We start from the raw sequence: 23,275 nt of genomic DNA on the forward strand, positions 1-23,275 counted from the left end.
GGGCGCGGGTACGGCGGTGGTGGGCTTCGGAACAGGCACGGCGCGCCTCCTCAGTCGACACGGAGTTGAGAGAGGGCCGCCCGAGAGTGCTCGCCCGTCGGGCGGCCCCGTGCTGGTCCCGCCGGCGGGCCGTGCCACGCCCGCGGTTCCGCTGGTGACACTCTGATGTACCGGCCGTTACTCTCGGAAGGTGCTTCCGGCGTCCGGGCTGAGCTGGCGAAACGGCCGCCGATTCGGTGGCGACGTGAGTAGTCGATCTTCAACGTGGGGAGCCCTGAATGCCTGACATGCCGAACCCCGTGGCGTCCTTCATCGTGGGCGAGATCCGCCGGGCGCGGGGCGCGGCCGGCATGACGCAGGAGGCATTCGGTCGGGGCGCCGGCTTCAGTGCCTCCCACGTCAGCGCCGTTGAAGGCGGCACTCGGGCAGTCACGTTGGACTTCGCCCGAGGCGCCGACCGGGCGCTGAGCAACGGTGGCCTGTTCGAGCGGCTGGCGATGAAGCTCGGCACGCCGTCCTGGTTCCTGCCGTGGCTCGACGCCGAACGCGGTGCGACGCAGCTCCGCTACTTCGAGCCCAACCTGATCCCGGGCCTGCTGCAAAGCGAGGCGTACGCTCGTGCCGTCCTACGGCTCGACCCCCGCCTGTCCGATGACGAAGTGGAGCGTCGGGTCGCCGGTCGGCTCGAACGGCAGGCCATCCTCATGCGGGAGTCTCCGCCCCAACTTGTCGTTGTCGTCGATGAGGGAGCGATCCGCCGTGCTGGCGACGGGGGCGAGAAAATGATGGCCGAGCAGCTTTCGCACCTTTTAGCTTGCGCAGAGCGACCCAACATCAGCGTCCACGTCGTTCCGGCCGACGTTGGCCTTCACGCCGGGCTGTCCGGCCCGCTGTCCCTGGCACACATGCCAGATGGCAGTTGGATCGGACACCTCGAAAGTCAACTAGGCGGCGATGTCGTGGACCGGCCAGCCGATCTCGATACGCTCTTCGAGCGGTGGGAGAGCGTCCGTACCGAGGCCCTTCCCCGGCGACAGTCCCTCGACCTGATCAAGGAAGCGGCGAATCAATGGACCTGAACGGCGCGCGGTGGCGCAAGGCCACCCGTAGCGGCACCAGCGGCGGTAACTGCGTCGAGGTCGCAGACAATCTTCCCGGCGTCGTCGGTGTCCGCGACTCGAAGGACCCGACCGGCCCGGCGCTGACCTTCGCCCCGTCCGCGTGGCGCGCGTTCGTCGTACAGGTCACCGATCGGGCTTGACCCACACGCGCGGGAGCAGAGTGTGTTGCGGTGACCGGGCGATGCAGGCCATGGGCCGAGCGGATAGATCGACTGCATTGACAGAGATGCTCTTGACGCGGCGCTACCGAGGCAGAATGGCCGCGTGACGCGCGTGCGGCTGTTCCAACGGGACGACGCCCCGGCGGTGGCGGAACTCATCGAGCGGTGCCTGCGTGAGGTCAACAGCCGTGACTACCCTGGCGAGTTGATCGAGCGGATGTGCGCCCACTTCACCGCCGAGCGGCTGGCGCAACTGGCCATGGAACGCCAGGTCTTCGTCGCGGAGTGGGACGAGGTCGTCGGCACGGTGTCCCGTGACGGCAACAAGGTTTTCACGATGTTCGTGCATCCGGGGGCGATCGGTCGCGGTGTCGGCCGGCGGTTGATCGGGCATGTCGAGGAACTCGCGGCGGCGGACGGGTTCGACCACATGGAAACCGGCGCCAGCATCACCGGGCACGGCTTCTACCGTCGGCTGGGCTACGTCGACGTCCGCACCAGTGGTACCGAGTTCGGTCTCAACTACATCCTCCGTAAGCCGCTGCCTCGACAAGGTGGCCCCGCCGAGAGCGAGTGAAGCCGGCGGACGTTGCCACCGTGACTCGTCGGTGGGGACAGGTTGTCGTTCCTGGGCATATGCCGACGGCGTCGGCGATGACAGGGCCGCCGCCTTCTATCCTTCGCTGCACGTGGGTGTTGCCATTGCCGACGAGCGGCTGGGCGACGCGGTCGCCGCACGCACCGCCTTTGAGCAGGCGGCCGAGCATGTCGACGTGTTGCCGGCAGGTGCGTACGGTGAGCAACTCCGCACAGCCATCACAGAGGGCCTGCGCAGGCTGGCCTGATTCCTGGCTTTCCGCTCGTGCGTCGAACGTCGAAGGCGGCGACGCCGTGGTCGCCATTCACGAACTCTGGCGCCGGTCCAGCGTCAGTACGCGTACCCCGGAGTCCAGGACCGAGGTGTCAACGTGGGTGAACAGCGTGGGCTGGAACGGACCGGCGAACATCGGGATCCCCGACCCGATCACGGACGGGTGCTGTTTGATGATGAGCCGATCGATCTCGGATAGCAGGCTGTGGGCCAACGTACCGCCGCCCACCAGCCAGATGTCCAGCTCGCTGCCGTCCTGCTTGAGCCTGCGGACTCGCTCAAGGGCGTCGGTGCTCACCAGTTCGACGGTGTCGCCCGGAACCTGCCCCATGGTGGTTGAGAACACCAGGTGACGCAGGTGCGGGTAGGCGTCGTCCAGCCCGGCGTCCAGGCCGACCTGATAGGACGCCCGACCCTCCAGCACGGTGTCGAAGACCTTTCCCGGCCCCTCGATGCCCAGTGCGGCGCGGGCGGGTGCGGGCAGCGTCTCCGGAAAGTTCGTCACCATGTAGTCGACCAGGTCGGGTGAGACCGGGAAATAGCTCTGGCCGCTCGGGTCACCACCGTCCGGACCGGCGATGAAGCCGTCGAGGGTGGTCGCGACGTAGTAAGTGAGTCGGCGCATGGTTCCTCCATTAAACAGGGTGCTCAACTGTCCCGGTCGGTGGTGTTGGCCGGCGCGGCCCGGCATCCGGGTCACTGTGTGCCCACGAGCCTCGCCAGGCCGGCTTCCAGCTCGGGACGGCCTCGTTGTTGCCCTTCGATCGCGGTGAGTTCGGCGAAGAGCAGGCCGTCGACGAGGGCGAGCGTGGCTTCGGCCACCTCGCGTGGTGCCGCCACACCCTGCTCGGCCAGCCGCTGCTCGATCACACCACGCACCCGGTGCGTGCCGGCCGCCAGGAAAACGCGCAGCTCGGGACGTCGTACGGATTCGAGTGCGAGCTCGTAGCGGGCGAGAAGCCGCTCGCGGTCGGTGGTGAGCAGGTGATCGATGGCGCTCGCGAGGTCTGCGGCGAGCGTCCCGTCGGTAGCGGGGGTGAGGGCCGCCTCGTCCAGGTCGGCCAGCCGGTCGACGGCCGCCCGGAGCAGGTCGGCTCGGGTGCGAAGGTAATAGGAGGTCGAGCCGATCGGTAGCCCCGCCTCCTTGTCGACGGCCCGGTGGGTGAGTCCACGTCCGCCGGCCCTGGCCAGCGTCGTGATCGCCGCATCCGCGATGACGGTCCGACGGTCGGTCGCCATGGACACCTCCCTCCCTCTGCAGGTGTAGAGTAACATCCCTCGACACCTGTAGAGGAGGAGCCCGTGCCGAACGACTACCTGGTGCACGTCCTCGTGCTCGGCCTGGCCACCACCGCCGCGTTGACCCCACCCGCGCGGCCACGGCCGCTGGCGCGGGCCGCCTTCCTGGCCGGGATGGTGGTGAACGAGGTGCCTCACCTGATCCTGACGCTGCTCGCGGTGTCGACTGCCGCGGCGCTCTGGAGCGGGGACCTGCGCCGCGACGTGTTGTCGGGCGTCCTGCTGGCAGGCGCGGTCGCGACTGCGGTGATGCTTGTCGCGTTGATCCGCCGAGCCACCCTTTCCCGATCCGTCGCTGGTGCCGCGCTGCGAGCGGCGGGCATCGATCGCGCACCGGCGCGGCGAAGCTTGTGGCGCACCGCCCTCACTCCGCTGCCGTTTCGACCACGCTCCGTGCAGCGGCTGCGTAACCTGCGCTACGGCGACCATCGGCGTCAGCGCCTCGACGTGCTGCGGCGCCGTGACCGACCCACGGGTGGCCCGGTGCTTGTCTACTTCCATGGCGGCGGCTACTTCTCGGGCAGCAAGAACTGGGAGGCGCGCGGCCTTCTGCACCATCTCGCCGAGCGTGGCTGGGTGTGCGTGAGCGCGACGTACCGGCTCCGTCCCGGGGCAGGCTTCGAGGAACACCTTGCCGATGCGGCCGCCGCGATGGCCTGGGCGAGGACGCACGCAGCGGAGCACGGCGCGGACGCGTCGACGGTCGTGATTGCGGGCAGCTCCGCGGGCGCCCATCTGACCTCGCTGTGCGCGCTGCGCGCGACCCCGGACGAGCGCCCTGTCGCGGCGGTCTGCCTCTATGGCTACTACGGCCGCTACTACGGTCGCAGCGCCGAGGAGACTGTCGCGTCGACCCCGTTCGCGCTGCCGGCATCGGACGCGCCGGCCTTCCTGATCGCGCACGGAACCCTCGACAACTACACCTCCGCCGTAACGGCGCGTGCGCTGGCGGACAAGCTGCGGGCCGAGTCGTCGCAACCGGTGGTCCACGTCGAGTTGCCCGGCGGCCAGCACGCGTTCGACCTCGTCCGCTCCTGGCGGCTGACCGCTGTCATCGATGCCCTGGACGTCCTCCTGGCCGGCATCGACGTGCGAGCCGGAAACATCCCGACAGCCGGAGCGGGTCGACCATCCCGACCGCCATCCGACGAGGTAGCGGTCGGCCCACCATTCGCCATGGTCGCGGGGCCTGGACCTCGCCCCGGCTAGCCCCGGCTCAGGGCGTCGAGCAGCTCGGCCTCTCGGCCGGCGCTCAGGCCGGCGCGCCGGTCGCGGTGCAGCCCGGCCTCCCGCTCCCAGGTGAGGGTGTCCGCCAGCAGGTCCGGGCGCGGCCGATGACGCAGCCCGGCGGCGACGGCCGCCGCGCCGCTGCGCGCCGACCAGCCGGACCAGCCCGGCTCGACAAGCCACATCGGCAGCGACTCCGGGCCCATGTACTGCGCCACACCCTGGGCCACCAGCCAGTCGGCATCGGCGTCGACCACCGGACCGGTGTGCCCGCCGACCGCCCGGCACAGGGCGACCCACTCACCGAAGGGCACCACCGGCCCGACCGCGTTGAACGTGCCGACCGTGCCGGTCGCGGCGCTGTCCAGCAGCCAGGCCGCCAGGTCGCGGACGTCGACCACCTGCGTCGGCGCATCGGGGGTGCAGGGCACCAGCATCGGTGTCCCGGGGGCGCGGGCAGCTCGGGCCACCCAGTAGCCGGAACGGTCGGTGTGGTCGCCGGGGCCGCCGATCAGCCCGGCGCGGGCCACCAACAACCGATCGCCCACCTCGGTCGCGGAGAACTGCTCGCAGGCCACCTTCGCCTCGCCGTACTCCTCGCGGTCGACCGTGTCCCGAACCGTCGCCGGCAGGGTGGCCGCCGTCTCGTCGGCGCCCGGTGTGTCGTGGCTGGCGTAGGCGTTCACCGACGAGACGTAGCTCCAGTGCCGGGCCCGGTCGCCAAGCGTGCGCAGGGCCTGCCGGACGAAGCCGGGCTGCCACGACACCTCGATGACGGCATCCCAGTCACGGTCACGCAGCGCCTCGTACGCCGTGGGGTCGCTGCGGTCCGCCCGGACGTGAACCGCGCCGTCCGGCACCGCTCCGCTCTCCCCACGGGCCAGGCAGGTGACGGCATGCCCCCGGTCGACGGCCTGCCGGGCCACCTCCCGCCCCAGCCACGCCGTCCCGCCCAGCACCAGTGTCCGCATGGCGTCCAGCCAAGCAGCGGTGGCGCGACGCAGCCAACGGACTCTGCCGTAGGCAGAACACGGGGCCGACGGCGCGGCCCGGCGTCGACCTTCGCCCCGTCCGCGTGGCGCGCGTTCGTCGCTCACCGGGCCGCCCGCAACTACGGGGATGTTGCTGCCTCGCAGCGGCTTGATGCGACAACACGCCGATCGCCATGCAGAAAGCGAGCAGGGCGCGGGCCTCGATCTCCTCCGGGTCCGAACAGAAGGCGTCTGGCGCAGCAGCGCCATCCGCCGGTTGTCCACCGTGCGCAGCCGCTCGGCGACCAGCTCATCGCGCCGCGCCCAGGTGCGGATGGCGGCAGCAGCCGGCAGCGTTGGGGCGGCTGATCATCACTTCTACGAGTTCGCCGCCGACTGGCCGACGATCACCGACACCGTGCGCGCCTTCCTGACCACCGACCCGAGGTCCTGAGCGCTGTCGCTGGTGCCTTGCGGGTGGTCGGCACGACAGGTATCGTCGTCTGCAAATATTTGTCGCCTTTTCTTACGGGGGAAAAATGGCGCATCTACTGCGGCGACGCATGCTCTCATCAATTTCTGTTTTCGTCGTTTTGGCCGCCACGGTCACTCTTCCTGGTCGATCCGCTGCCGATCCCAAAGAGCCTGATCGCGATTTTGCGGCGCAGGTCGGCGAACCTTCGCTCATGCGTCACTCGGAGGTTGCCCAGGCGATCGGCGAGCTGGGTCATGGCGATTACCGCAACATCTTCTCGGGGATGCGTGTCGATCCGGCCAACGATCGGGTGACTGTCTATGCGACGGACCTTGAGCGGGCCCGGTTACTGCTGGATCGTGGTGTTGGCTCGCTCTCATCGGCCAAGCGGGGCGCCACCTCCGTCGAGGTGCGGGAGAGTAAGTACTCGCGTCACCAGATGGAGGTCGCCAGCAAAGGCATCTGGGACGCGGCAGAGCAGTGGAAGGACGCGGGTGCGCAGGTCTACTCCATAGTGCTGCTCAGTGACGGCAGTGGTCTGGAGGTCCGCACCAGTGATCCGGCTCGGGCCGCCTCCATCGCGTCGAGGTCGTTGGCGGTAAGCGCTCTGCAGGCGGCGGACATCCGGTATGTCAAGGGCGCCCCGGTCCGTCCGGCCGACCGGCACAGCCCAGCTGCTCCCTGGCAGGGGGGAATCCCCATCCGACACGACGTCAACATCTCCGGCTACCAATGCACGTCGGCCTTTGGTGTTCGCGACCGGACCTACAACGCCGAATACCTTGTCACCGCCGAGCACTGCTTCAACGTCGGAAACGGCATCGAGGCGCAGGGCGGTGCGGGAATTGGCAGGGTTCAGCAGGAGAACAACCCGCACGATGCGGCCATCATCAACGCGAACGCGTCATCTCAGGTCTGGGTGAATGATGACTATGTATTCAACTTCGGTGCCGCCCAGTACTCATGGGACGGTGAGTACGTCTGTCAGAGCGGCTACACCAGTTACCCCAACCGTTGCAATATCCGGGTGACGCACGAAGCAGTCCAGTGGAACTTCGGTGACGGCAAGGGTGTGCGGCTGGGAGTCGAAGGCTGGCAGTGCTCCGGCTGCGCGGCGGTCGCGAAGGGTGACAGCGGCGGGCCGGTCTGGGCGACTCGCTCCGATGGCGTGTTGACGAGTCGAGGAATCGTCAGCGGATTCCACACCGACGTGGATCCCGGCCGATCCGGCGAATATATTCTGTGGACAGAGACCCCGTCCGTGCTGACGGTGCTCAACCTGTCACTACAAACGTCATAGCTGACCGGGCGGTGCAGTCAGGTCCTGCCACCGGCACCGCCAGGTTGGCCGAGCACGGCGCCGACCGAGGGTTCGCCCCGGTCGGTGCCGCGCACGCGTCATGGTCCGCACGCCCCCGTGGGAAGACGTGATGTCGAAGGTCGTCATTTGGGCCGCCGCCGTCGCTGGCGCGGCAGGAACCCTCGTCGCGGTCTTCGGCCTGCCCTGGGCCTGGTACGGCGACCGGGCCGTACGCCTGACCGAGTTCCCGGGGTGGGCCTGGTATGTCGGCGCGGCCGTCCTGCTCAACGTGGTCACCGGTTGGACGATCGCCGATTCGGGCCGGCGAGGGTGGCTCCCGCTGGTGGCCGGTGGGCTCGGTGTCGTCACGATCGTGACCGCCGTCGTTGTCATGACCAACTACGCCGACGTGTTCCTCGGTCAGGTCGTCCCCGCGGTCCGTCCGTCGTTCGGACCTGGCGGACCGGTCGGGGTGCTGGCGGGGCTCGCCAGCCTGGCCGCCGTCGCCGGCTCGCGGTACCTGCGAAGGCCGGCTCTCGGACCGGCTCCACCGTAGACCCGGCCGCCGGTGTCCCGCCGCTCGCCGACGGTCAGCGCCACCACCGCGCCGAGCATGATCACCGAACCGACGACGGTGGCCACCGTGAGTTGCTCGTGCAGTAGGACCACCGCGATCACGGCGGCGGTCACCGGCTCTACCAGTGCGACGACCGACGCTGTGGTGGCCCGGACCGTGGCCAGCCCGGCGAAGAACAGGCGGTACGCCAGCGCGGTCGGGACGATCCCGAGATAGGCGAGCAGCCCGAGGACCTGCCCGATGTCGCCCGAGGTGGGCAGCGGCCCCTCGACTACCGCCAGCGGAAACAGGCAGAGCAGCCCGACGGCGAACCCACCGAGTGTCATCGCCGGTGAGTTGCCGCCGTCGCGGCCCCGCTTGCGGCCCAGCAACGTGACACCTGCGTATCCGGTCGCCGACAGCAGCGCGCAGAGCAGACCCAGCGTTGGTGCCGACCCGGTCTCGACCCCGCCGCCGCCGACCAGCAGGAGCAGGCCGGCCAGCGCCATTGCCACGGTCACCGCGCCGCGGCGACCGAGCGGTTCCCTGACCAGCAGGTGAGATCCGATGGCTATGAGAATCGGTCCGCAGCCCAGGGTCACCACCGTGGCGACGGCTAGGCCGGCGTAGCCGACCGCCGCGAAATAGGCGGTCTGGTAGACGGCCAGTCCCACCCCGGTCACGATGACCTGCCGCCATGTGGACCGGGGCAGGCCCGGGGTGCGGCGGCGGACGACCAGATGGACGGCGAGCAGGAGCAGCACCCCGCCGGCGAACCGCCAGAAGGAGACCGCGAGCGGCCCGAGACCGCTGACGGTGAAGAGGACCGCCGCCGCTGCGCCGCCGGATCCCCAGGCGATCGCCGCGACACAGATATAGAAGATTCCCCGCCCTGTCGTGGGCGTGTTCGTGTTCACACAGTTCTCCGTTGTCGTCGCCGCCCGGGCAGCACAGCAGCGCCCGGGCTCAGGAAGGTGCGAGCCGGGCCGGGCTCAGGTGCGGTTACCGGCTGGCCGGTGGCGACGAGACAACGAAGGTCACCAGGTGACCGTACTGTCGGCGAACGGGGCGGGCAACGGGTATGTTCAGTCGCTCCAGGTGACCCGGGGCGGCAGGGCGAGGAAGTCGGCGTACCGGTGCAGCGCCTGCTCGACCTGCTCGCGTCGGGTCGGGTCGAGGTCGGCGAGCGGGTGCACGGTCAGGGTGACGCGGGTCTTGGCCAGGCTGCGTTTCCAGGTGCCGACCACCCGACCGCCGACCACGACCGTGGCCTGGAAGACACCGTTGCCACCGGGGATGATTGCCTGCTTGTGCTCCGGGTCGAGCATCAGCGTGCGGTCCTTGTAGCCGAGCAGGTACTCGTCGAAGCCGGGCAGGGTCAGCACGTCCGCCACCGAGGTGCGGGGTGCGTCCAGCAGCGGCGTGTGCAGGACCGCCTCGGCGCCGTCGACAAGCACTGTGGTCAGGTCGGCGCCAGCGGCGGCGATGCCGCGTTTGGCGTCGGCGGCGGTCAGGCCCGTCCAACCGGCGAAGTCCTGCCGGGTGGTGGGGCCGTGGCTGCGGAAGTAGCGCAGCGCCAGGGTGGCCAGCGCCTCGTCACGCTCCAGTTGTCGCTGGTCTGGTGCCCACTCGTCGAGCAACGCGAAGGTCTGCTCGGTGCCGACGTTGGGGGCGATGCAGGTGACACCGCGCTGGGCCGCATACCACAGCAGGTGGTAGCCGCGCTGGCCGGCGCCGTCGATGCCGGCCGCGACGAGCGCGGCCACGCAGTCGGTGCGGGTCAGCCGTCGGCCGCCGGCGAGGGTCTCACCGAGCACCTCGGCCGCGCGGTCCGCCTCCGCCTCCGACAGGCCGAGGAACTCCCGCCGCCGTGCCGCACCGGCGAGCGCGCGTACGCCGGTCAGCTCCAGCTGCCAGCGGGCGTCGCGGGCCGGAACCAGGTGGATGGTGCCGCGCATCGGCCAGGTCCGCAGCGCCTCGCGGCGCTCCAACGCGGCGTGCACGTCGGCGTGGGTGGCCCCGGGCAGCCGGACGCCGAGCGACCACATGCCGCTGGCCAGATCCTGTGCCTGCATGGCACCGAACCACTCGACCACGTCGGCCACGCTCGTCGGCGCGGCGGTGGTGGGGTGGGGACGCAGCAGGAGGCTCGTCATCCGCAACGCGAGGGCTTCGGAGCCGCTCAGCGAGGTCGTTCCGGCAGGTGCCACGACGTCGGCCGCCTTCCTTCAGGGGGTCGACGGCAGCATAGGTGCGGACACCGACAAACTGACCGGGCCGGAACCGGTGCGGTGCGCCCCTGACCGCGCTACGCCAGCGCCGTTGGTGGCGGAGCGCGATCCCCCGTTCAGGCGACCGGTGCGGGGCGGCGACGCGGTCGCCGGCACCGGTGTCATCAGGATGACGTTTTCCTACCTGGTCGAGAACTGTGAACCACGCAACTTGCGGATATCTTGAGCAAGCCTGGCGGTGCTCGCGCTCAGCCCCGGCGGGGCGGCGGCACCCGGACAGCGGCCATACCCGCGGCGGTCGCGGCCTCGATGCCCAGGTCCGCGTCCTCGAAGACCAGGCAGGACGTCGGCGGTACGCCGAGCAGTTCGGCGGCGCGCAGGAACGGCTCCGGGTCGGGCTTGGGGCGGGCATAGTCACCCGCGCAGACCAGCACGTCGAAACGGTCGAGGATGCCCAGCGCGGTAAGCGAGGCGGTGACGGCCTCCCGGGTGCTGCCGGAGACCACGGCGAACGGGATGCGTCCGTGCGCGTCGTCGATGTGCCGCAGCACCCCCGGGATGCCGGAGGCGGTGGGCAGGAGCTGCTGGAAGCGGGACTCCCGGTGGGCGACGACGGTCTCCACCGGCATGTCCAGGCCGTGCTGTTCGTTGAGGGCGACGACGATGTCCGCGGTCGGTCGCCCGGCCCAGGCGTAGAAGAGGTCCTCGGGGAAGGCGCAGCCCCACAGGTCGAGGGTGTCCCGCCAGGCGGTGTAGTGCTGGGGCATCGAGTCGACGATCGTGCCGTCGCAGTCGAACAGGTACGCCTGGAATTCGCCGGTCGGCAGGGGCAGTATCACCGGCCCAGGCTATCCGGCGGCCCGCGACGGCCGGCCCGCCGGCTCAGAGCCGCCGATACATCACCAGCAGGTCGACGTAGCCGTCCGTGGGGTGTCGGAAGCCGTCCGGGATCCGACCCACCACCTCGAAGCCGAGGTTGCGCCACAGCGCCACCGCCCGGGTGTTCACGGCCACCACCGCGTTGAACTGCATCGCCCGGTAGCCGTCGGCGCGGGCCAGCTCCAGCACGTGTTCGCCGAGGGCCCGCCCGATGCCGCGCCCGGCCGCCGCCGGCGCGACCATGAAACTGGCATTGGCGACGTGCGCCCCGGGACCGAGCTGGTTGGCTGTCAGCTTCGCCGAACCGAGGATCGTGCCGTCCCGGTCGACGGCGACCACGGTCCGGCCGGGCGCAGGCACCAGCCACATCCGCCGGGCCCGCGCCTCGTCGACGTCCCGGGGCCAGGTGTACGTCTCACCCGCGGCGACGATCTCCCGGAGGAAGGCCCAGATGCCGGGCCAGTCGTCGGCGGTCGCGATCCTGATCTCCATCACCGGTCAGCGTGCCACCTCGCCGCTGCCGCCGGCCACCGGAAAACCGCCCGCCAGGCGCGGCTTACACCAACCAGGCGCGGCTTACAGCAGACCGGCGGCCATCGCGGTGGTGACTGCGGCGGTGCGGTCGGAGACGTCGAGTTTGTTGAAGGTACGCAGCAGGTGGGTCTTCACGGTCGCCTCGCTGATGTGCAGTTCGCGACCGATCTCGGCGTTCGACAAGCCCTGGCCCACCAGGCGCAGCACCTCCACCTCGCGGGCGGACAGCGTGCCGCGGGCCGGCCGGCGGACCTGGCGCAGCAGCCGGGTGGCCACCGACGGAGCCAGCACGGTGCCGCCGCGCGCCGCGGTGCGGACGGCGGTGATCAGGTCGGCCCGGGCGACGTCCTTGAGCAGATAGCCGGCCGCACCGGCCTCGACGGCGCGCAGGATGTCGCCGTCGGTTTCGTAGGTGGTGAGCACCACCACCCGGGTCTGCGGTGACTCGGTGAGGATCCGAGTGGTGGCTTCGACTCCGTCACCGCCGGGCAGCCGCAGATCCATCAGCACCACGTCGGGTCGCCGGTGGCGGACCTGGGTCACGGCCCCGGCCGCGTCGCCGGCTTCACCGACGATCGTGATGTCGTCGGCGCCGGCGAGCATGCCGGCCACACCGGCCCGGACCACGGGATGGTCGTCCACCAGCAGCACAGTGATCATCGGTAGGGCACCTCCACCCGGATCGTGGTCCCGGCGCCGGGTGCGGAGCGTACGACGAGCGAGCCGTCGGCCTGCTCGACGCGGGTTCGCAGCCCGGCCAGGCCGTAGCCGTCATTGGCGGCAGCGACGTCGAACCCGGCCCCGTCGTCGGCGATCTCCAGCGCGAGCCGCCTGTCGTCGCGGCGGAGCAGGACGGCCACCGCCCGGGCGTCGGCGTGCCGGCGAACGTTTGTCAGCGCCTCCTGCGCCGCGCGGAGCAGCACCACCTCCAGGTCCGTGCGCGGCGGCGGGCCGGTGCCGGAGACGACGCAGGTCGCCGGTACGCCGGTCTGCTGGCTGAACCGTTCCGCCAGCCGATGCAGTGCCTGCTCCAATGGGGCGCCGGTGAGCTGCGCGGGCGTCAACGCAGCCACGAGTGTCCGCACGTCGACCAGGTTCTCCCGGGCCGTCTGCCGGGCCAGCACCAGGTGCTGACGGGCCCGGTCCGGGGCGCCGTCCAGGTCGGCCTCGGCGGCCTGAACGAGCATCACCACGCTGGACAGGCCCTGGGCGACGGTGTCGTGGATGTCGGCGGCGAGCCGTTGGCGTTCGGCGGCGATGCCTGCCTGGTGGGACAGTTCGGCCAGCTCGGCCCTGGTCCGTTCCAGTTGGGCGATCAGGTCGGCTCGTCGGGCGCTCTCGTCGACGGTGCGTTGCGACCAGACCCCCAGGACGCAGACGACGAACACGATCATCACCGCGACCAGCAGCGGCGCGACGAGGTCGCCCAGGTCCGGTAGGCGGATGGCCAGGACGACGATGTGCACTGAGTTGAACAGCACCACCGCGAGCACCGCCGGCACGGCCGGCAGCACCATGAACATCTGCGGACAGAGCAGGAACAACAGGAACGAGGCGTTGCCGTTGAGCAGCACCGCCGGCACGTAGAGCAGGGCCACACCGGCGAGGTAGAGGTAGCCCCGCCAGTCCTCGATGGACTCGCGCATCAGCCTGCGGCCGAAGCCGAGGTACCAGCCGGCCAGGGCGAGGAACAGCGCGAGGCAACCGGCGCGGGCGACCGGCGACCACCACGTGTCGGCGGCCACGACCAGAGCGACCCCGGCACCCGCCAGCGCGAAATAGCTGTCCCAGAGCCGGAAGCGTCCGCTCCACGAGTCTGTGGCGGCCACCGACGAGGTCACCGGAAGCGTCGACCCTGCCAGCGGAAGGTGGTCAGACACAGCACCGTTCCTCCGATGCACCAGGCGGCCAGTACCAGCGCGATCCGGCCGTGTTCCCAGGAGGGTACGACCTCCTGGGGGAGGATGCTGTCGGGCAGGAACACCGATCGGAAGCCCTGCGCCATCCACTTGAGTGGGAACAGTGAGCCGACCGTGAGCAGCGGCTCTGGCAGTTGACCGACGGGTGTGTAGAAGACCCCCGAGATGAAGGCGAGCACCAGGTAGGGCAGGTTCATCACGGCGCCGGCGCTGCGGGCCGAGCCGGCGAGGCTGCTCGCGGCGATGCCGGTCAGGGCGCAGGCGGTTGCCCCGAGCAGGAAGACCCAGCCGAAGGTGAGCCAGCGGACCGGGTCGGTGGGCAGGGACAGGTCGAAGGCGAGCACGGCGATGCCGAGCAGCAGAACCGTCTCGCCGACGGTGACCACCAGGGCCATCAGGATCTTGCCGATGAAGTACGCCGACGGCGGCATCGGCGCGCCACGCAGCCGGCGCAGGGTGCCGTCGTCACGGTCGGCGGCGATGCCGGTGCCGAGGTTGATGAAGGTCGTCGAGGCAACCCCGGCAGCGATCATGCTCGGTGCCAGGTACTGCGCGGAGGTCACGTCGCTGCCGGGGTAGACGCCGTCGAAGATCGAGCCGAGCAGGGCGAGGATCACCGCCGGCATGGCGAAGGTGAACGTCACCGCGTCACGTTCCCGGAAAAAGCCTTTCAGTTCGATCGTCGCGCGGTGCAGGCCGAGCCGGACCGCCGAGGGGCGCTGCGGCGTGCCGGGGCGGACGGTGCTGGTCATGAGCCGTCTCCGATCAGGTCGAGGTAGACGTCTTCCAGGCTCGGGCGACTGACTGTCAGTTCCGGCACGGCGCCGCCGTACCGGGCGGTGAGCGTCGCGATGAGCGCGGCCGGGTCGTCGGTCTCCTGCCGGCCGTCTGCCCAGCGCACTACGGTGCGTGCGGTGGCCCGCCCGACGAGGGCGGCCGGGGTGGCGTCGGCGACGATCCGGCCGCCGGCGATGACGGCCACCCGGTCGGCCAGCGCCTCGGCTTCCTGCAGGTAGTGGGTGCTCAGCAGGATGGTGCAGCCCCCGGCACCGGCCAACTGCCGGATCAGGTCCCAGAACCGGCGGCGGGCCTGCGGGTCGAAGCCGGTGGTCGGCTCGTCGAGAAAGAGCAGCCGGGGACGGCCGACGATGCCGAGGGCGACATCGAGACGACGGCGCTGGCCGCCGGAGAGGGTCCGTACCCGGGCGGTGGCCTTCGCGGTGAGGCCGACCAGTTCGATGACCTGCTCCGGGTCATGGGGGCGGGGGTAGTAGTGGGCGAAGTGGCTGACCGACTCGCAAACGGTCAGCTCGCCGAGGTCGCCGCTGTCCTGGGTGACGATGCCGATGCGGGCGCGCCAGTCCAGGTCGGCGTGGGCCGGGTCGTGGCCCAGCACGCTCACCGCACCGGCGTCGCGGTGACGGTGACCCTCCAGGATCTCGATGGTGGTGGTCTTGCCCGCTCCGTTGGGGCCGAGCAGGGCCACCACCTCACCGGCACCGACGTCAAGGTCCAGGCCGGCGACGGCGGCTGTGTCGCCGTAGGTCCTGCGTAGGCCGCGTACGCGGATGGCGGGGGTTTCGGTCATGTCTTGATGGTCTGCCGGCCGAGGCGCGGTACGGGACGACCGGTGGACGGAACTGCGGTGTCCGTCGACAGGTGGACACCCCGGTGTTTGTCGGCGCAACCATCGGGTAGTCGCGAAAGCTGATCCCGAGGAGGAAGGACGAGCGATGGCGGCACAGGTCAAGGTGGCGGTGATCTACTACAGCGCGACCGGCATCACCTACCAGATGGCGCTGGCGGCAGCGGAGGCAGCCGGCGAGGCGGGTGCGGAGGTCCGGCTGCGCAAGGTCCGCGAGCTGGCACCGGACGAGGCGATCCGCTCCAACTCGGGATGGCAGGCGCACCGGTTGGAGACCCAGGACGTGGACGAGGCGCAGCCGGACGATCTCAGCTGGGCGGACGTGGTGATCTTCGGTGCGCCGACCCGCTACGGCATGATCGCCGCCCAGCTCAAGCAGTTCATCGACACCACCGGCCCGCTGTGGGCCCAGGGGGCGCTGGCCGACAAGGTCTACTCCGCCTTCACCTCCACCGCCACCGAGCACGGTGGGCAGGAGTCGACCCTGCTGTCGCTGTTCAACGTCTTCTACCACTGGGGCGGGGTCGTGGTGGCTCCCGGGTACACCGATCCGAGCCAGTTCACCGCCGGCAACCCGTACGGCGCGTCGCACACCAGCAACAACGGTGAAGTGCCGCCCGACCATGTCGCGTTGGGGGCGACCGCGCTCACCGCCAAGCGGGCGGTGCGCATCGGTGCCGCGCTCAAGCAGGGCCTGGCCGGCTGAGCGGTCCACCACTGTAGGACCGGCGGTCCGGGCGGGGGCTCTCAGTCCCGTCCGGACCGCCGGCCGTTCACAGCGCTACCCCGGATCGGCCCGGCTATGCCTGCGCCGCCGGGGACAACTCGCCGGCCGGCGTGGGCAGCAGGTCGGGCAGCAGCTCGGCCAGGACCGCCACCCCGTCCGGGCTGAGCACCGACTCCGGATGGAACTGCACCCCGGCGAAGCCGCGTCCGCGCAGGGCGTGCACCGAGCCGTCGGCCTCGTCGCGGGCCAGTTCCACCGGGCCGTACGGGCCGTCGTGGCGGTCGACGGTGGCGCGGGCGGTGAAGGTGGCGTAGAAGCCGACCCGGCGGGGCGTGCCGAAGAGGGTGACGGTGCGCTGCAACCCCTGGTAGGGCGCGTCCCGCCGGTGCACCGGCAGCCCGAGCAGGCCGGCGAGAAGCTGGTGGCCCAGACAGACGGCGAGCGTCGGGCGCCCGGCGTCCAGCAGTTCGGTGAGCAGGGCCCGCAGCTTCGTCATCTTCTCCGTGTCACCGGTCGGGTCACCCGGGCCGGGGCCGACCACCACCAGGTCGTACGCCCGGACCGGCTGCTCGTCCTGCCACGGCCGGACGGTCACCGACAGCCCGAGCGCGCCGAGCTGATGGGCCAGCATCCCGGTGAAGGTGTCCTCCCCGTCGACGATGAGGGCCCGTCGTCCGGCCAGGGCGGGCAGGGCCAGGGTGCCCGGCGGCCGCTGGTCGAGCCAGAACCGGGCCAGCGGGGCGTTGCGGGCGGCGAGGGCGGCACGCACCTGCGGATCGTCGGCCAGCCGCTGGGCCGGGTGCGGCCCGGCCGGTGCCTGCGGGCCGAGGCCGAGGGCGGCCAGCACGCCGGCGGCCTTGGCGTGGGTCTCCGCGACCTCGGCGGCGGGGGTGGAGTGGCGGACCAGGGTCGCGCCGACAGGTACCCGCAGCTCACCGGTGGGGGAGATCTCGGCGGTACGGATCAGGATGGGGGCGTCGAGGGTCTGCCGGCCCGTCTCGTCGTGCCCGAGCAGTGCCAGCACCCCGGAGTAGTAGCGGCGTCCGGTGCGTTCGTGGCGGGCGATGACCCGGCAGGCGTTCTCCATCGGGCTGCCGGTCACCGTCGGCGCGAACATCGTCTCCCGCAGCACCTCGCGGACGTCCTTCGAGCCCCGCCCGGCCAGCAGGTACTCCGTGTGCGCCAGGTGCGACATCTCCTTCAGGTACGGCCCGACCACCTGCCCACCGTGCTCGGCGACGGTGGCCATCATCTTCAACTCCTCGTCGAGGACCATGTACAGCTCCTCGGTCTCCTTGGTGTCGGCGAGGAAGCGCAGCAGCGCGGCCCGGTCGGCGGCGACACCGGTGTGCCTGAACGTGCCGCTGATCGGGTTCATCATCACCAGACCGTCGTCGACGCTGACGTGCCGCTCCGGGCTGGCGCCGACCAGGGTGCGGGTACCGGTGTGCACCACGAACGTCCAGTACGCGCCGCGTTCCCGGGTCAGCAGCGAGCGCAGCGCGGCCAGCGCGGCGGCCAGCGGGGCACCCTGTACCTGGGCGCGCAGGGTGCGGTGGATGACGAAGTTGGCGCCCTCACCGTGGCCGATCTCGTCGGCCAGCACCCGGGCCACGATGGCGGCGTACTCGTCGTCGCTGATGTCGAAGGCGGCGCCGGTGGTGCGGACCGCGGCGGTGGGCAGCGCGTCGAGCACGCCGCCCAGCGGCAGCCGGTGGCGGCTGTCGATGCGCAGGCATTCCAGGGGCACGCCGTCGTCGACACACTCGAAGCCTCGTTCGACGACCTGGCGGTACGGCACCAGGGCCAGCGTCGCCGGGTCGGCCGGCGCGGCGGGCAGCGGGACGTCGGCGAGCCGGTCGACTGTCGTCACGGTGCCGGTGAACAGGTCGAGATGGTCGGCGTCGTCGCGGCGTAACAGGGCGAACGGGCCGGGGTCGAGGCCGGCGGCGAGCGTGGTGAGCAGGTCGGTGAGCTGGTGCATCGGGTCTCCTCGGGCCGGGCGACCGCCGTCGGGGGGCGGCCCGGGGCCGGAGAAATGACCGGCGGCCGCCTCGTCGGGCGGCCGCGTGGGTGAAGCTACGCGCGGGGGAGGGCCGCCGGGTCGGCGGGCCACCAGCAGGTCAATCGCGCGAGCATGCGAACACTCTACGCGTCGGGGTGGTCGGTGCGGAAGCCGATCGGCGGACCCGGCGCGCGGAAACGTGGTGGCGTCGCGATCACCGGGTACGTTGACCCGCGATGAAGATTCTCGCGCTGGACCTGGGCACCTCGTCGGTGCGTGGGCTCGTGCTGGACGACGCCCAACCGCTGCCGGGGGCGTTGGCCCGTCGCCGCGTGGTGCTCGCCGTCGACGACGAGGGTGCCGGCACCCTCGACCCCCGCCACTACCTGGCCTGCCTGATCGAGTGCCTCGACGAGCTGCACGGGCAGGGCTGGTTGGACGGGGTGGAGCTGGTGGCGATCAGTGGCCAGTGGCACTCGGTGCTGCCGCTGGGTGCCGACGGTGAGCCGCTCGGCCCGGTCCTGACCTGGTTGGACACCCGCCCCGAGTCGCCGGCCACGGCTGTCGGTCCGGCCGACCCGGACGCCTTCCACCAACGCACCGGCACCTGGTGGCACCGTTGCTACTGGTCGGTGCGGCTGCCCTGGCTGCGGGCCCACACCGGTGGCCGGGTGGCCCGTTTCACCGGCCTGGTGGAGTACGTGCTCGGTCGGTTGCTCCGCGAGGCGCCGATGTCGATGTCGCAGGCTTCCGGCACCGGCCTGCTGGACCTGCACACCCTGGCCTGGGATCCGGAGGCCTGCGCACTGGCCGGCAGCGACGGTTCGGACCTGCCTGACCTGGTCGCCCGGGACTGGCGCGGTGGGCTGCGCGCCGAGTACGGCCGGCGGTGGCCGGCCCTGGCCGGGGCGCGGTGGGCGCCGCCGCTGGGCGACGGTGCCGCGTCCAACGTCGGCTCCGGCTGCGTGGACCCCACCCGGGCGGCGGTGACGGTGGGCACGTCGTCGGCGGTGCGGTTGTTGCAGCGGATGTCGACGCCGGCCGAGACGACAGTTCTGCCGCACCGGCTGTGGCGCTACCGGGTCGACCACGACCACGTGGTGACCGGGGCGGCGTACTCCTCCGGCGGGAACCTGTTCGCCTGGGCCGACCGGGTGCTGCGGCTGCCCAGCGGCCAGGCGTTGGAGGAGGCGCTGGCGCTGCTGCCACCCGGCGGGGGCCGGCCGGCGAACGTCCGCTTCGGCGGGGACCGTCCACCGGGCCGGCGACCGGCCGGGCTGGGTGAGCTGCGCGGGCTGGGCTTCAGCACCACCGCCGTGGAGATGCTGGCCGGGCTGATGTACGGGGTCTGCGAGCAGGTCGTCGACGACCTGGTGGAGCTGGAGTCCACCGTGGGTCGGCCGGTGGAGGTGGTCCTCGGTGGCGGTGCGATAGCCGCCTCGACCTGGTGGCGGCAGGCGTTCGCGGCGGTGCTGGCGCCCCGGACGGTCGGCTTCGGGCGGCACCCGGAGATCGGGGCCACCGGCGCGGCGCTGGTGGCCACCGGCCGGATCGCCGATGCCGTGGCGGTGGCCGACATCGGCCGGACGGATGATCAAGCGTCGGCGACCTCGGCATAGGCTGGCGACCAGCAGTACCCTTCCTTAACCATTCATAAGGGCAGGGCGTTGACACTGCTCTCGGGCCTGGTTGGATGGACGGCGCTCCCCGGACCGCGGCGGACGCGTGGGGGAGGAGGAGCGGGTGGGTGTAGGACCGGAGCAGGCGCACGGGGTGTCGCAGCACCGCCGGCGTCGGTTCGACGTCCGGGTCGTACCCCACAGGCGTCGCTCCCCCCTGCGGCTGCAGGACTGGCGGATGCGGACGAAGCTGGCCACGGTGCTGGTCATCCCGTCGGTCGCCTTCCTGGTCCTGGCGGGGGTGCAGACCCAGAGCCTGGTCACCAGGGCGAACACCCTCGGTGACTTCGCCGCCCAGGTCGGCATCGGGCGCGAGATCACCGCGTTGACCCACCGGTTGCAGCTGGAGCGCGACCGGACGGCCGGCGAGCTGCCGGCCCTGCGCAGCGCCGTCGACGAGGAGGCCAGCGAGGAGCGGCTGGCCGTGTTGCAGCCCTACCGCGACGCCGCCGACCAGGCGGCGGCGCAGCTGCGCGCGGCGGCCGAACCGCTGGCCGAGGCGGACGCCTCGTGGCGGGACGTCTACGTGGTGGCCTCCCAGGCGTACCAGCAGGTCGGCTACATCCGTAACACGCTGACCACCGTGGTGCTCAGCGACGACACCATCATCGGCAACTACCACCGCGCGATCGACGCGTTGCTGAATCTGCTCGCCCAGCCGACGCCGGGCGCCGACCGGCCGGAGCTGGCCGACGCGGTCCTGCGCTACGTGCAGTTCGCCCGGGCGAAGGAACTCTCCTCGCGGGTCCGGGCGGAGCTGTACTCTGCGGCCCGCGCCGGCAGCTACGACTCCGAGGACGCGGCCCAGCTGCCCGACCTGCGGGCCCGGCAGCTGACCGCGCTCGGCGCGTTCCGGATCGCCGCGACGAACGCACAGGTGGCCCGGTACGACGAGATGAGCCTTGATCCGGCCTTCGTCGCCGCCTCCCGGATGGAGGAGCAGGCGCTGTCGCAGGGCACGTCCGGGTCGACGGTGCTGGACGGGGAGCAGTGGTGGACCGCCAGCGAGGCCCGGCACGAGCTGTTGCGGGGGTTCGAGGCGGACGTGCTGGCGGACTCCTCGGGTCAGGCCGACGACGCGAGCGAGACCCAGCTGCGGGAGACGCTGCTGGTCGTCGGCGTGATCATCACGGTTCTGCTGGTGGCGGTGCTGATCTCGGTACTGATCGGTCGGTCGTTGGCCCGGTCGATCCGGCTGCTGCGCTCGCAGGCGCTGCGGATCGCGCAGATCGAGCTGCCCGAGGCGCTGGCCCGGCTGCGGTCGGTCTCCGGTGGCGTCCCACCGATCGAGGTCTCGCCGGCGGTCGTGCGTTCGCTCGACGAGATCGGTGAACTGGCCGAGGCGTTCGTCGCGGTGCACCGCAGCGCCGTCGGGGTGGCGGTCGAGCAGGCGAACATGCGCCGCAACGTCAACGCGATGTTCGTCAATCTCGCCCGGCGGAGCCAGGTGCTTGTGGAGCGGCAGTTGGAGCTGCTCGACGACCTGGAGCGCGAGGAGGGCGACCCCGAGCAGCTGGAGAACCTGTTCAAGCTGGATCACCTCGCCGCCCGCATGCGCCGTAACGACGAGAGCCTGCTGGTGCTGGCCGGTACCGAGTCGACCCGCCGGTGGAACCGACCGATCGGGTTGAGCGCGGTGCTGCTGGCGGCCAGCGCCGAGATCGAGCAGTACCAGCGGATCCGGCACGAGGCGGTGGCGGACCTGCACGTGGTCGGGCACGCGGTGGGTGAGCTGGTGCACCTGCTGGCCGAGCTGCTGGAAAATGCGACAGCCTTCTCCCGACCGGACACCATCGTGCAGGTGATGGCCCGGGTCGAGGGGCCCGGGGCGGTGATCGAGATCGCCGACCAGGGTCTCGGAATGAGCCCGACGGCGCTTGCCGAGGCGAACGCGGTGCTGGCCGCGCCGCCGGCCGCCGACGTGGCGACGGTCGAGCGGATGGGTCTGTTCGTGGTCAGTCACCTCGCCGCCCGGCACGGCATCGAGGTGCGGTTGCACGGCGGTGCCGGAGGACTGGTGGCCCGGGTACGGCTGCCGCATCCGCTGCTCGCCCCGGCGCCGCCGCCGAGCCTGGACCCGGTGCCGTCGCCGCGCGGGCTGCCCGCCGCGACGCCCCGGCCGGTCGCGCCGGCCAACCCGGGACCAGCGGATCTGCCGGTGGCCGGGCGGCGCCCGACCACGGTGCCCCGCCAGGCCCACCCGGTGCCGGTACGCGCCGAGGACGTGCTCGCCCCGGCGGCGGCACCGGCGACCGGGGGCAGCGGCTGGTGGTCGCGGGAGGGACCCTCGACGGCCGTACCCACTGTCGGTGCCGGCGCACCGGCACCGCCGGCCGTGCCGGTGACCGCCGGGACGAACGAGCGTGGCCTCCCGGTGCGGGTGCCGATGGCACAGCTCAGTGCGGTGACCCAGCCGGCCCGCCCGGATCAGCCGGCGAGTCGCAACGATCCGGACCCGGACGCCGTCGGCGGGATGTTGTCCAGGTTGTACAGCGGTGTGCGGCGGGCCGAGGCTGAGGAGACCACCGAGATACCCGTGCCGCCGCTCGGGGCGTGGAGCGAAGGAGGACGTAGGTGACGACGTTGTCGCAGGAGGCTCGCGACCTGAGCTGGCTGGTCAGCGCGTTCGCGGAGCGGGTGCCCGGGGTGGCGCACGCGGTGGTGGTCTCCTCCGACGGGCTGCTGGTGGCGATATCCGACCACCTGCCCCGGGACCACGCCGACAAGCTCGCGGCGGTGACCTCGGGGCTGATGAGCATCACCGCCGGCGCCGCCCAGATGTTCGACGGTGACGTGGTCAAGCAGACGGTGGTCGAGATGGGACGCGGCTACTTCCTGGTGATGCAGGTACGCGACGGCTCGATCCTGGCCACCCTGGCGGCGGCGGACGCCGACATCGGCGTGGTGGGCTACGAGATGGCCCGGCTGGCCAAGCAGGCGGGCGAGATGCTCACCCCCGCCCTGCGCGCCGAACTCCAGCAGGCGCTGCCCCGCTGAACAGGCGGGGCGGCGACTGCCGGTCGCCGGTGCCTGTCACGCCTGTGCGCTCGACGCGCTCACTCTGGCGAACGGCGTCACCGGGTACCAGCCGGCGCGTACCGGCGTCCTGGTGACCTCCGTGGCGGCGAAGACGTCCTGGGACCGCAGGGCGACGAGCGCCGCGCCGAGGGGCGCGAACCGGAAGTCGTAGATCATGAGCTGGCCGCCGGGCCGGAGGACCCGGGCCAGTTGCGTGGCTGCCGCCGGAAGGTCCGGCCAGTGGTGCAGGCTCAGCGTCGAGACGACCACATCGACGCTGCCGTCGGGATGGGGCAGGTTCGCCACGTCGGCGATCTCGAACCGAACGCGGTGGCCCAGCGAGCGGCTCGTCGCGGCCTGTTCGGCGACCTGGATCATGTGCGGGGACGGGTCGACACCGGTGAGCGTGACGTCGGGGCGGCGGTCGGCGAGTTCGTGCAGCAGCCGGCCCGGGCCGGTGCCGACGTCCAGGATCGTCGCCGATTCCGGTGCGACCGCCGCGACCTCTGCGGCGACCCGCCGGTAGAGGCCGCGCAGCGCCCAGCGGGACATCCGGTCGTAGGAGGCGCTGCGACGCCCGTCGAAGCCGGTGTCGTGGGCGGGGTGTACGACGGCGTGCAGCCGTTTGGCGAGCGACATGGCTTCTCCTACGCATAT

24 protein-coding genes are annotated in these 23,275 nt (G+C 71.4%); 11 read left to right on the top strand and 13 right to left on the bottom strand.

Going from position 1 to position 23,275, the window contains the following annotated elements; all coding sequences use genetic code 11:
• Window positions 1-278: 278 nt before the first annotated feature.
• The 4 genes from CLT74_RS01690 to CLT74_RS30340 all read left to right on the top strand — a co-directional run bounded on the left by CLT74_RS01690 (window position 279) and on the right by CLT74_RS30340 (window position 2,127).
• Window positions 279-1,079 carry a Scr1 family TA system antitoxin-like transcriptional regulator gene (locus CLT74_RS01690; RefSeq protein WP_099844971.1) on the top strand — a complete coding sequence of 267 codons (801 nt, stop codon included), beginning with the start codon at window positions 279-281 and terminating at the stop codon, window positions 1,077-1,079.
• Window positions 1,070-1,261, top strand: a complete 192-nt coding sequence (locus CLT74_RS01695; protein WP_099844972.1) for a DUF397 domain-containing protein — start codon at window positions 1,070-1,072, stop codon at window positions 1,259-1,261. Before CLT74_RS01690 ends, CLT74_RS01695 begins: the two co-directional genes overlap by 10 nt.
• 124 nt (window positions 1,262-1,385) lie before the next feature.
• Entirely contained in the window at window positions 1,386-1,859 is a 474-nt protein-coding gene (locus CLT74_RS01700) for a GNAT family N-acetyltransferase (protein ID WP_099844973.1), read from the top strand.
• Between the two features lie 112 nt (window positions 1,860-1,971).
• Complete coding sequence (locus CLT74_RS30340) at window positions 1,972-2,127, top strand: hypothetical protein (protein WP_158240167.1); 156 nt, start codon at window positions 1,972-1,974, stop codon at window positions 2,125-2,127.
• Window positions 2,128-2,184: 57 nt separating this feature from the next.
• On the opposite strand, the gene CLT74_RS01705 is transcribed toward CLT74_RS30340, so the two are convergent.
• Together CLT74_RS01705 and CLT74_RS01710 are read right to left on the bottom strand one after the other, a co-directional pair.
• On the bottom strand, window positions 2,185-2,778 hold the full coding sequence (locus CLT74_RS01705) for a dihydrofolate reductase family protein (RefSeq protein ID WP_099844974.1): 594 nt from the start codon (window positions 2,776-2,778) through the stop codon (window positions 2,185-2,187).
• Between the two features lie 71 nt (window positions 2,779-2,849).
• The gene (locus CLT74_RS01710) at window positions 2,850-3,392 is read right to left on the bottom strand and encodes a TetR/AcrR family transcriptional regulator (RefSeq protein WP_099844975.1); all 543 of its coding nucleotides are present in this window, start codon (window positions 3,390-3,392) and stop codon (window positions 2,850-2,852) included.
• 63 nt (window positions 3,393-3,455) lie between these two features.
• On the opposite strand from CLT74_RS01710, the gene CLT74_RS01715 reads away from it, so the two are divergent.
• Window positions 3,456-4,661 carry an alpha/beta hydrolase gene (locus CLT74_RS01715; RefSeq protein WP_199172044.1) on the top strand — a complete coding sequence of 402 codons (1,206 nt, stop codon included), beginning with the start codon at window positions 3,456-3,458 and terminating at the stop codon, window positions 4,659-4,661.
• Here CLT74_RS01715 and CLT74_RS01720 read toward each other — a convergent pair.
• Window positions 4,658-5,650, bottom strand: a complete 993-nt coding sequence (locus CLT74_RS01720; RefSeq protein ID WP_099844976.1) for an oxidoreductase — start codon at window positions 5,648-5,650, stop codon at window positions 4,658-4,660. The genes CLT74_RS01715 and CLT74_RS01720 overlap by 4 nt on opposite strands.
• Window positions 5,651-5,798: 148 nt before the next feature.
• Between CLT74_RS01720 and CLT74_RS30345 the strand changes: the two genes are divergently transcribed.
• Both CLT74_RS30345 and CLT74_RS01730 read left to right on the top strand, forming a co-directional pair.
• Window positions 5,799-6,104 carry a hypothetical protein gene (locus CLT74_RS30345; RefSeq protein ID WP_158240168.1) on the top strand — a complete coding sequence of 102 codons (306 nt, stop codon included), beginning with the start codon at window positions 5,799-5,801 and terminating at the stop codon, window positions 6,102-6,104.
• Between the two features lie 85 nt (window positions 6,105-6,189).
• Window positions 6,190-7,425 (top strand): S1 family serine peptidase, encoded by a 1,236-nt coding sequence (locus CLT74_RS01730; protein ID WP_143697010.1) that lies wholly within the window; start codon window positions 6,190-6,192, stop codon window positions 7,423-7,425.
• Between the two features lie 420 nt (window positions 7,426-7,845).
• Here CLT74_RS01730 and CLT74_RS01735 read toward each other — a convergent pair whose 3' ends face one another.
• From CLT74_RS01735 to CLT74_RS01770, 8 genes are all read right to left on the bottom strand, one after another.
• Window positions 7,846-8,898, bottom strand: coding sequence for a DMT family transporter (locus tag CLT74_RS01735; protein ID WP_099844978.1), 1,053 nt, complete (start codon window positions 8,896-8,898; stop codon window positions 7,846-7,848).
• A gap of 168 nt (window positions 8,899-9,066) precedes the next feature.
• Window positions 9,067-10,137 carry a winged helix DNA-binding domain-containing protein gene (locus CLT74_RS01740; RefSeq protein ID WP_099844979.1) on the bottom strand — a complete coding sequence of 357 codons (1,071 nt, stop codon included), beginning with the start codon at window positions 10,135-10,137 and terminating at the stop codon, window positions 9,067-9,069.
• Window positions 10,138-10,460: 323 nt separating this feature from the next.
• Window positions 10,461-11,051 carry an HAD-IA family hydrolase gene (locus CLT74_RS01745; protein ID WP_099844980.1) on the bottom strand — a complete coding sequence of 197 codons (591 nt, stop codon included), beginning with the start codon at window positions 11,049-11,051 and terminating at the stop codon, window positions 10,461-10,463.
• 43 nt (window positions 11,052-11,094) lie between these two features.
• Complete coding sequence (locus tag CLT74_RS01750; RefSeq protein ID WP_099844981.1) at window positions 11,095-11,583, bottom strand: GNAT family N-acetyltransferase; 489 nt, start codon at window positions 11,581-11,583, stop codon at window positions 11,095-11,097.
• A gap of 84 nt (window positions 11,584-11,667) precedes the next feature.
• A complete protein-coding gene (locus CLT74_RS01755) occupies window positions 11,668-12,285 on the bottom strand; it encodes a response regulator transcription factor (protein ID WP_099844982.1) in 618 nt (205 codons plus the stop codon).
• The gene (locus tag CLT74_RS01760; RefSeq protein ID WP_486581901.1) at window positions 12,282-13,505 is read right to left on the bottom strand and encodes a sensor histidine kinase; all 1,224 of its coding nucleotides are present in this window, start codon (window positions 13,503-13,505) and stop codon (window positions 12,282-12,284) included. The genes CLT74_RS01755 and CLT74_RS01760 overlap by 4 nt, the downstream gene beginning before the upstream one ends.
• Entirely contained in the window at window positions 13,463-14,296 is an 834-nt protein-coding gene (locus CLT74_RS01765; protein ID WP_099844983.1) for an ABC transporter permease, read from the bottom strand. Before CLT74_RS01765 ends, CLT74_RS01760 begins: the two co-directional genes overlap by 43 nt.
• Window positions 14,293-15,132, bottom strand: coding sequence for an ABC transporter ATP-binding protein (locus CLT74_RS01770; RefSeq protein WP_099844984.1), 840 nt, complete (start codon window positions 15,130-15,132; stop codon window positions 14,293-14,295). Before CLT74_RS01770 ends, CLT74_RS01765 begins: the two co-directional genes overlap by 4 nt.
• A 145-nt stretch (window positions 15,133-15,277) precedes the next feature.
• Between CLT74_RS01770 and wrbA the strand changes: the two genes are divergently transcribed.
• The gene (wrbA, locus tag CLT74_RS01775) at window positions 15,278-15,895 is read left to right on the top strand and encodes an NAD(P)H:quinone oxidoreductase (protein WP_099844985.1); all 618 of its coding nucleotides are present in this window, start codon (window positions 15,278-15,280) and stop codon (window positions 15,893-15,895) included.
• Window positions 15,896-15,989: 94 nt separating this feature from the next.
• Here the strand turns inward: wrbA and CLT74_RS01780 are convergent, their stop codons facing one another.
• On the bottom strand, window positions 15,990-17,900 hold the full coding sequence (locus CLT74_RS01780) for an anthranilate synthase family protein (protein WP_099844986.1): 1,911 nt from the start codon (window positions 17,898-17,900) through the stop codon (window positions 15,990-15,992).
• A gap of 257 nt (window positions 17,901-18,157) precedes the next feature.
• On the opposite strand from CLT74_RS01780, the gene CLT74_RS01785 reads away from it, so the two are divergent.
• The 3 genes from CLT74_RS01785 to CLT74_RS01795 all read left to right on the top strand — a co-directional run bounded on the left by CLT74_RS01785 (window position 18,158) and on the right by CLT74_RS01795 (window position 22,597).
• The gene (locus CLT74_RS01785; protein ID WP_099844987.1) at window positions 18,158-19,540 is read left to right on the top strand and encodes an FGGY family carbohydrate kinase; all 1,383 of its coding nucleotides are present in this window, start codon (window positions 18,158-18,160) and stop codon (window positions 19,538-19,540) included.
• A 124-nt stretch (window positions 19,541-19,664) separates the two neighbouring features.
• Window positions 19,665-22,178 carry a nitrate- and nitrite sensing domain-containing protein gene (locus CLT74_RS01790; RefSeq protein WP_199172046.1) on the top strand — a complete coding sequence of 838 codons (2,514 nt, stop codon included), beginning with the start codon at window positions 19,665-19,667 and terminating at the stop codon, window positions 22,176-22,178.
• On the top strand, window positions 22,175-22,597 hold the full coding sequence (locus CLT74_RS01795) for a roadblock/LC7 domain-containing protein (RefSeq protein ID WP_093408063.1): 423 nt from the start codon (window positions 22,175-22,177) through the stop codon (window positions 22,595-22,597). The genes CLT74_RS01790 and CLT74_RS01795 overlap by 4 nt, the downstream gene beginning before the upstream one ends.
• A gap of 36 nt (window positions 22,598-22,633) precedes the next feature.
• On the opposite strand, the gene CLT74_RS01800 is transcribed toward CLT74_RS01795, so the two are convergent.
• On the bottom strand, window positions 22,634-23,257 hold the full coding sequence (locus CLT74_RS01800) for a class I SAM-dependent methyltransferase (RefSeq protein WP_199172047.1): 624 nt from the start codon (window positions 23,255-23,257) through the stop codon (window positions 22,634-22,636).
• Window positions 23,258-23,275: the final 18 nt, after the last annotated feature.

This window comes from Verrucosispora sp. CNZ293, assembly GCF_002754655.1.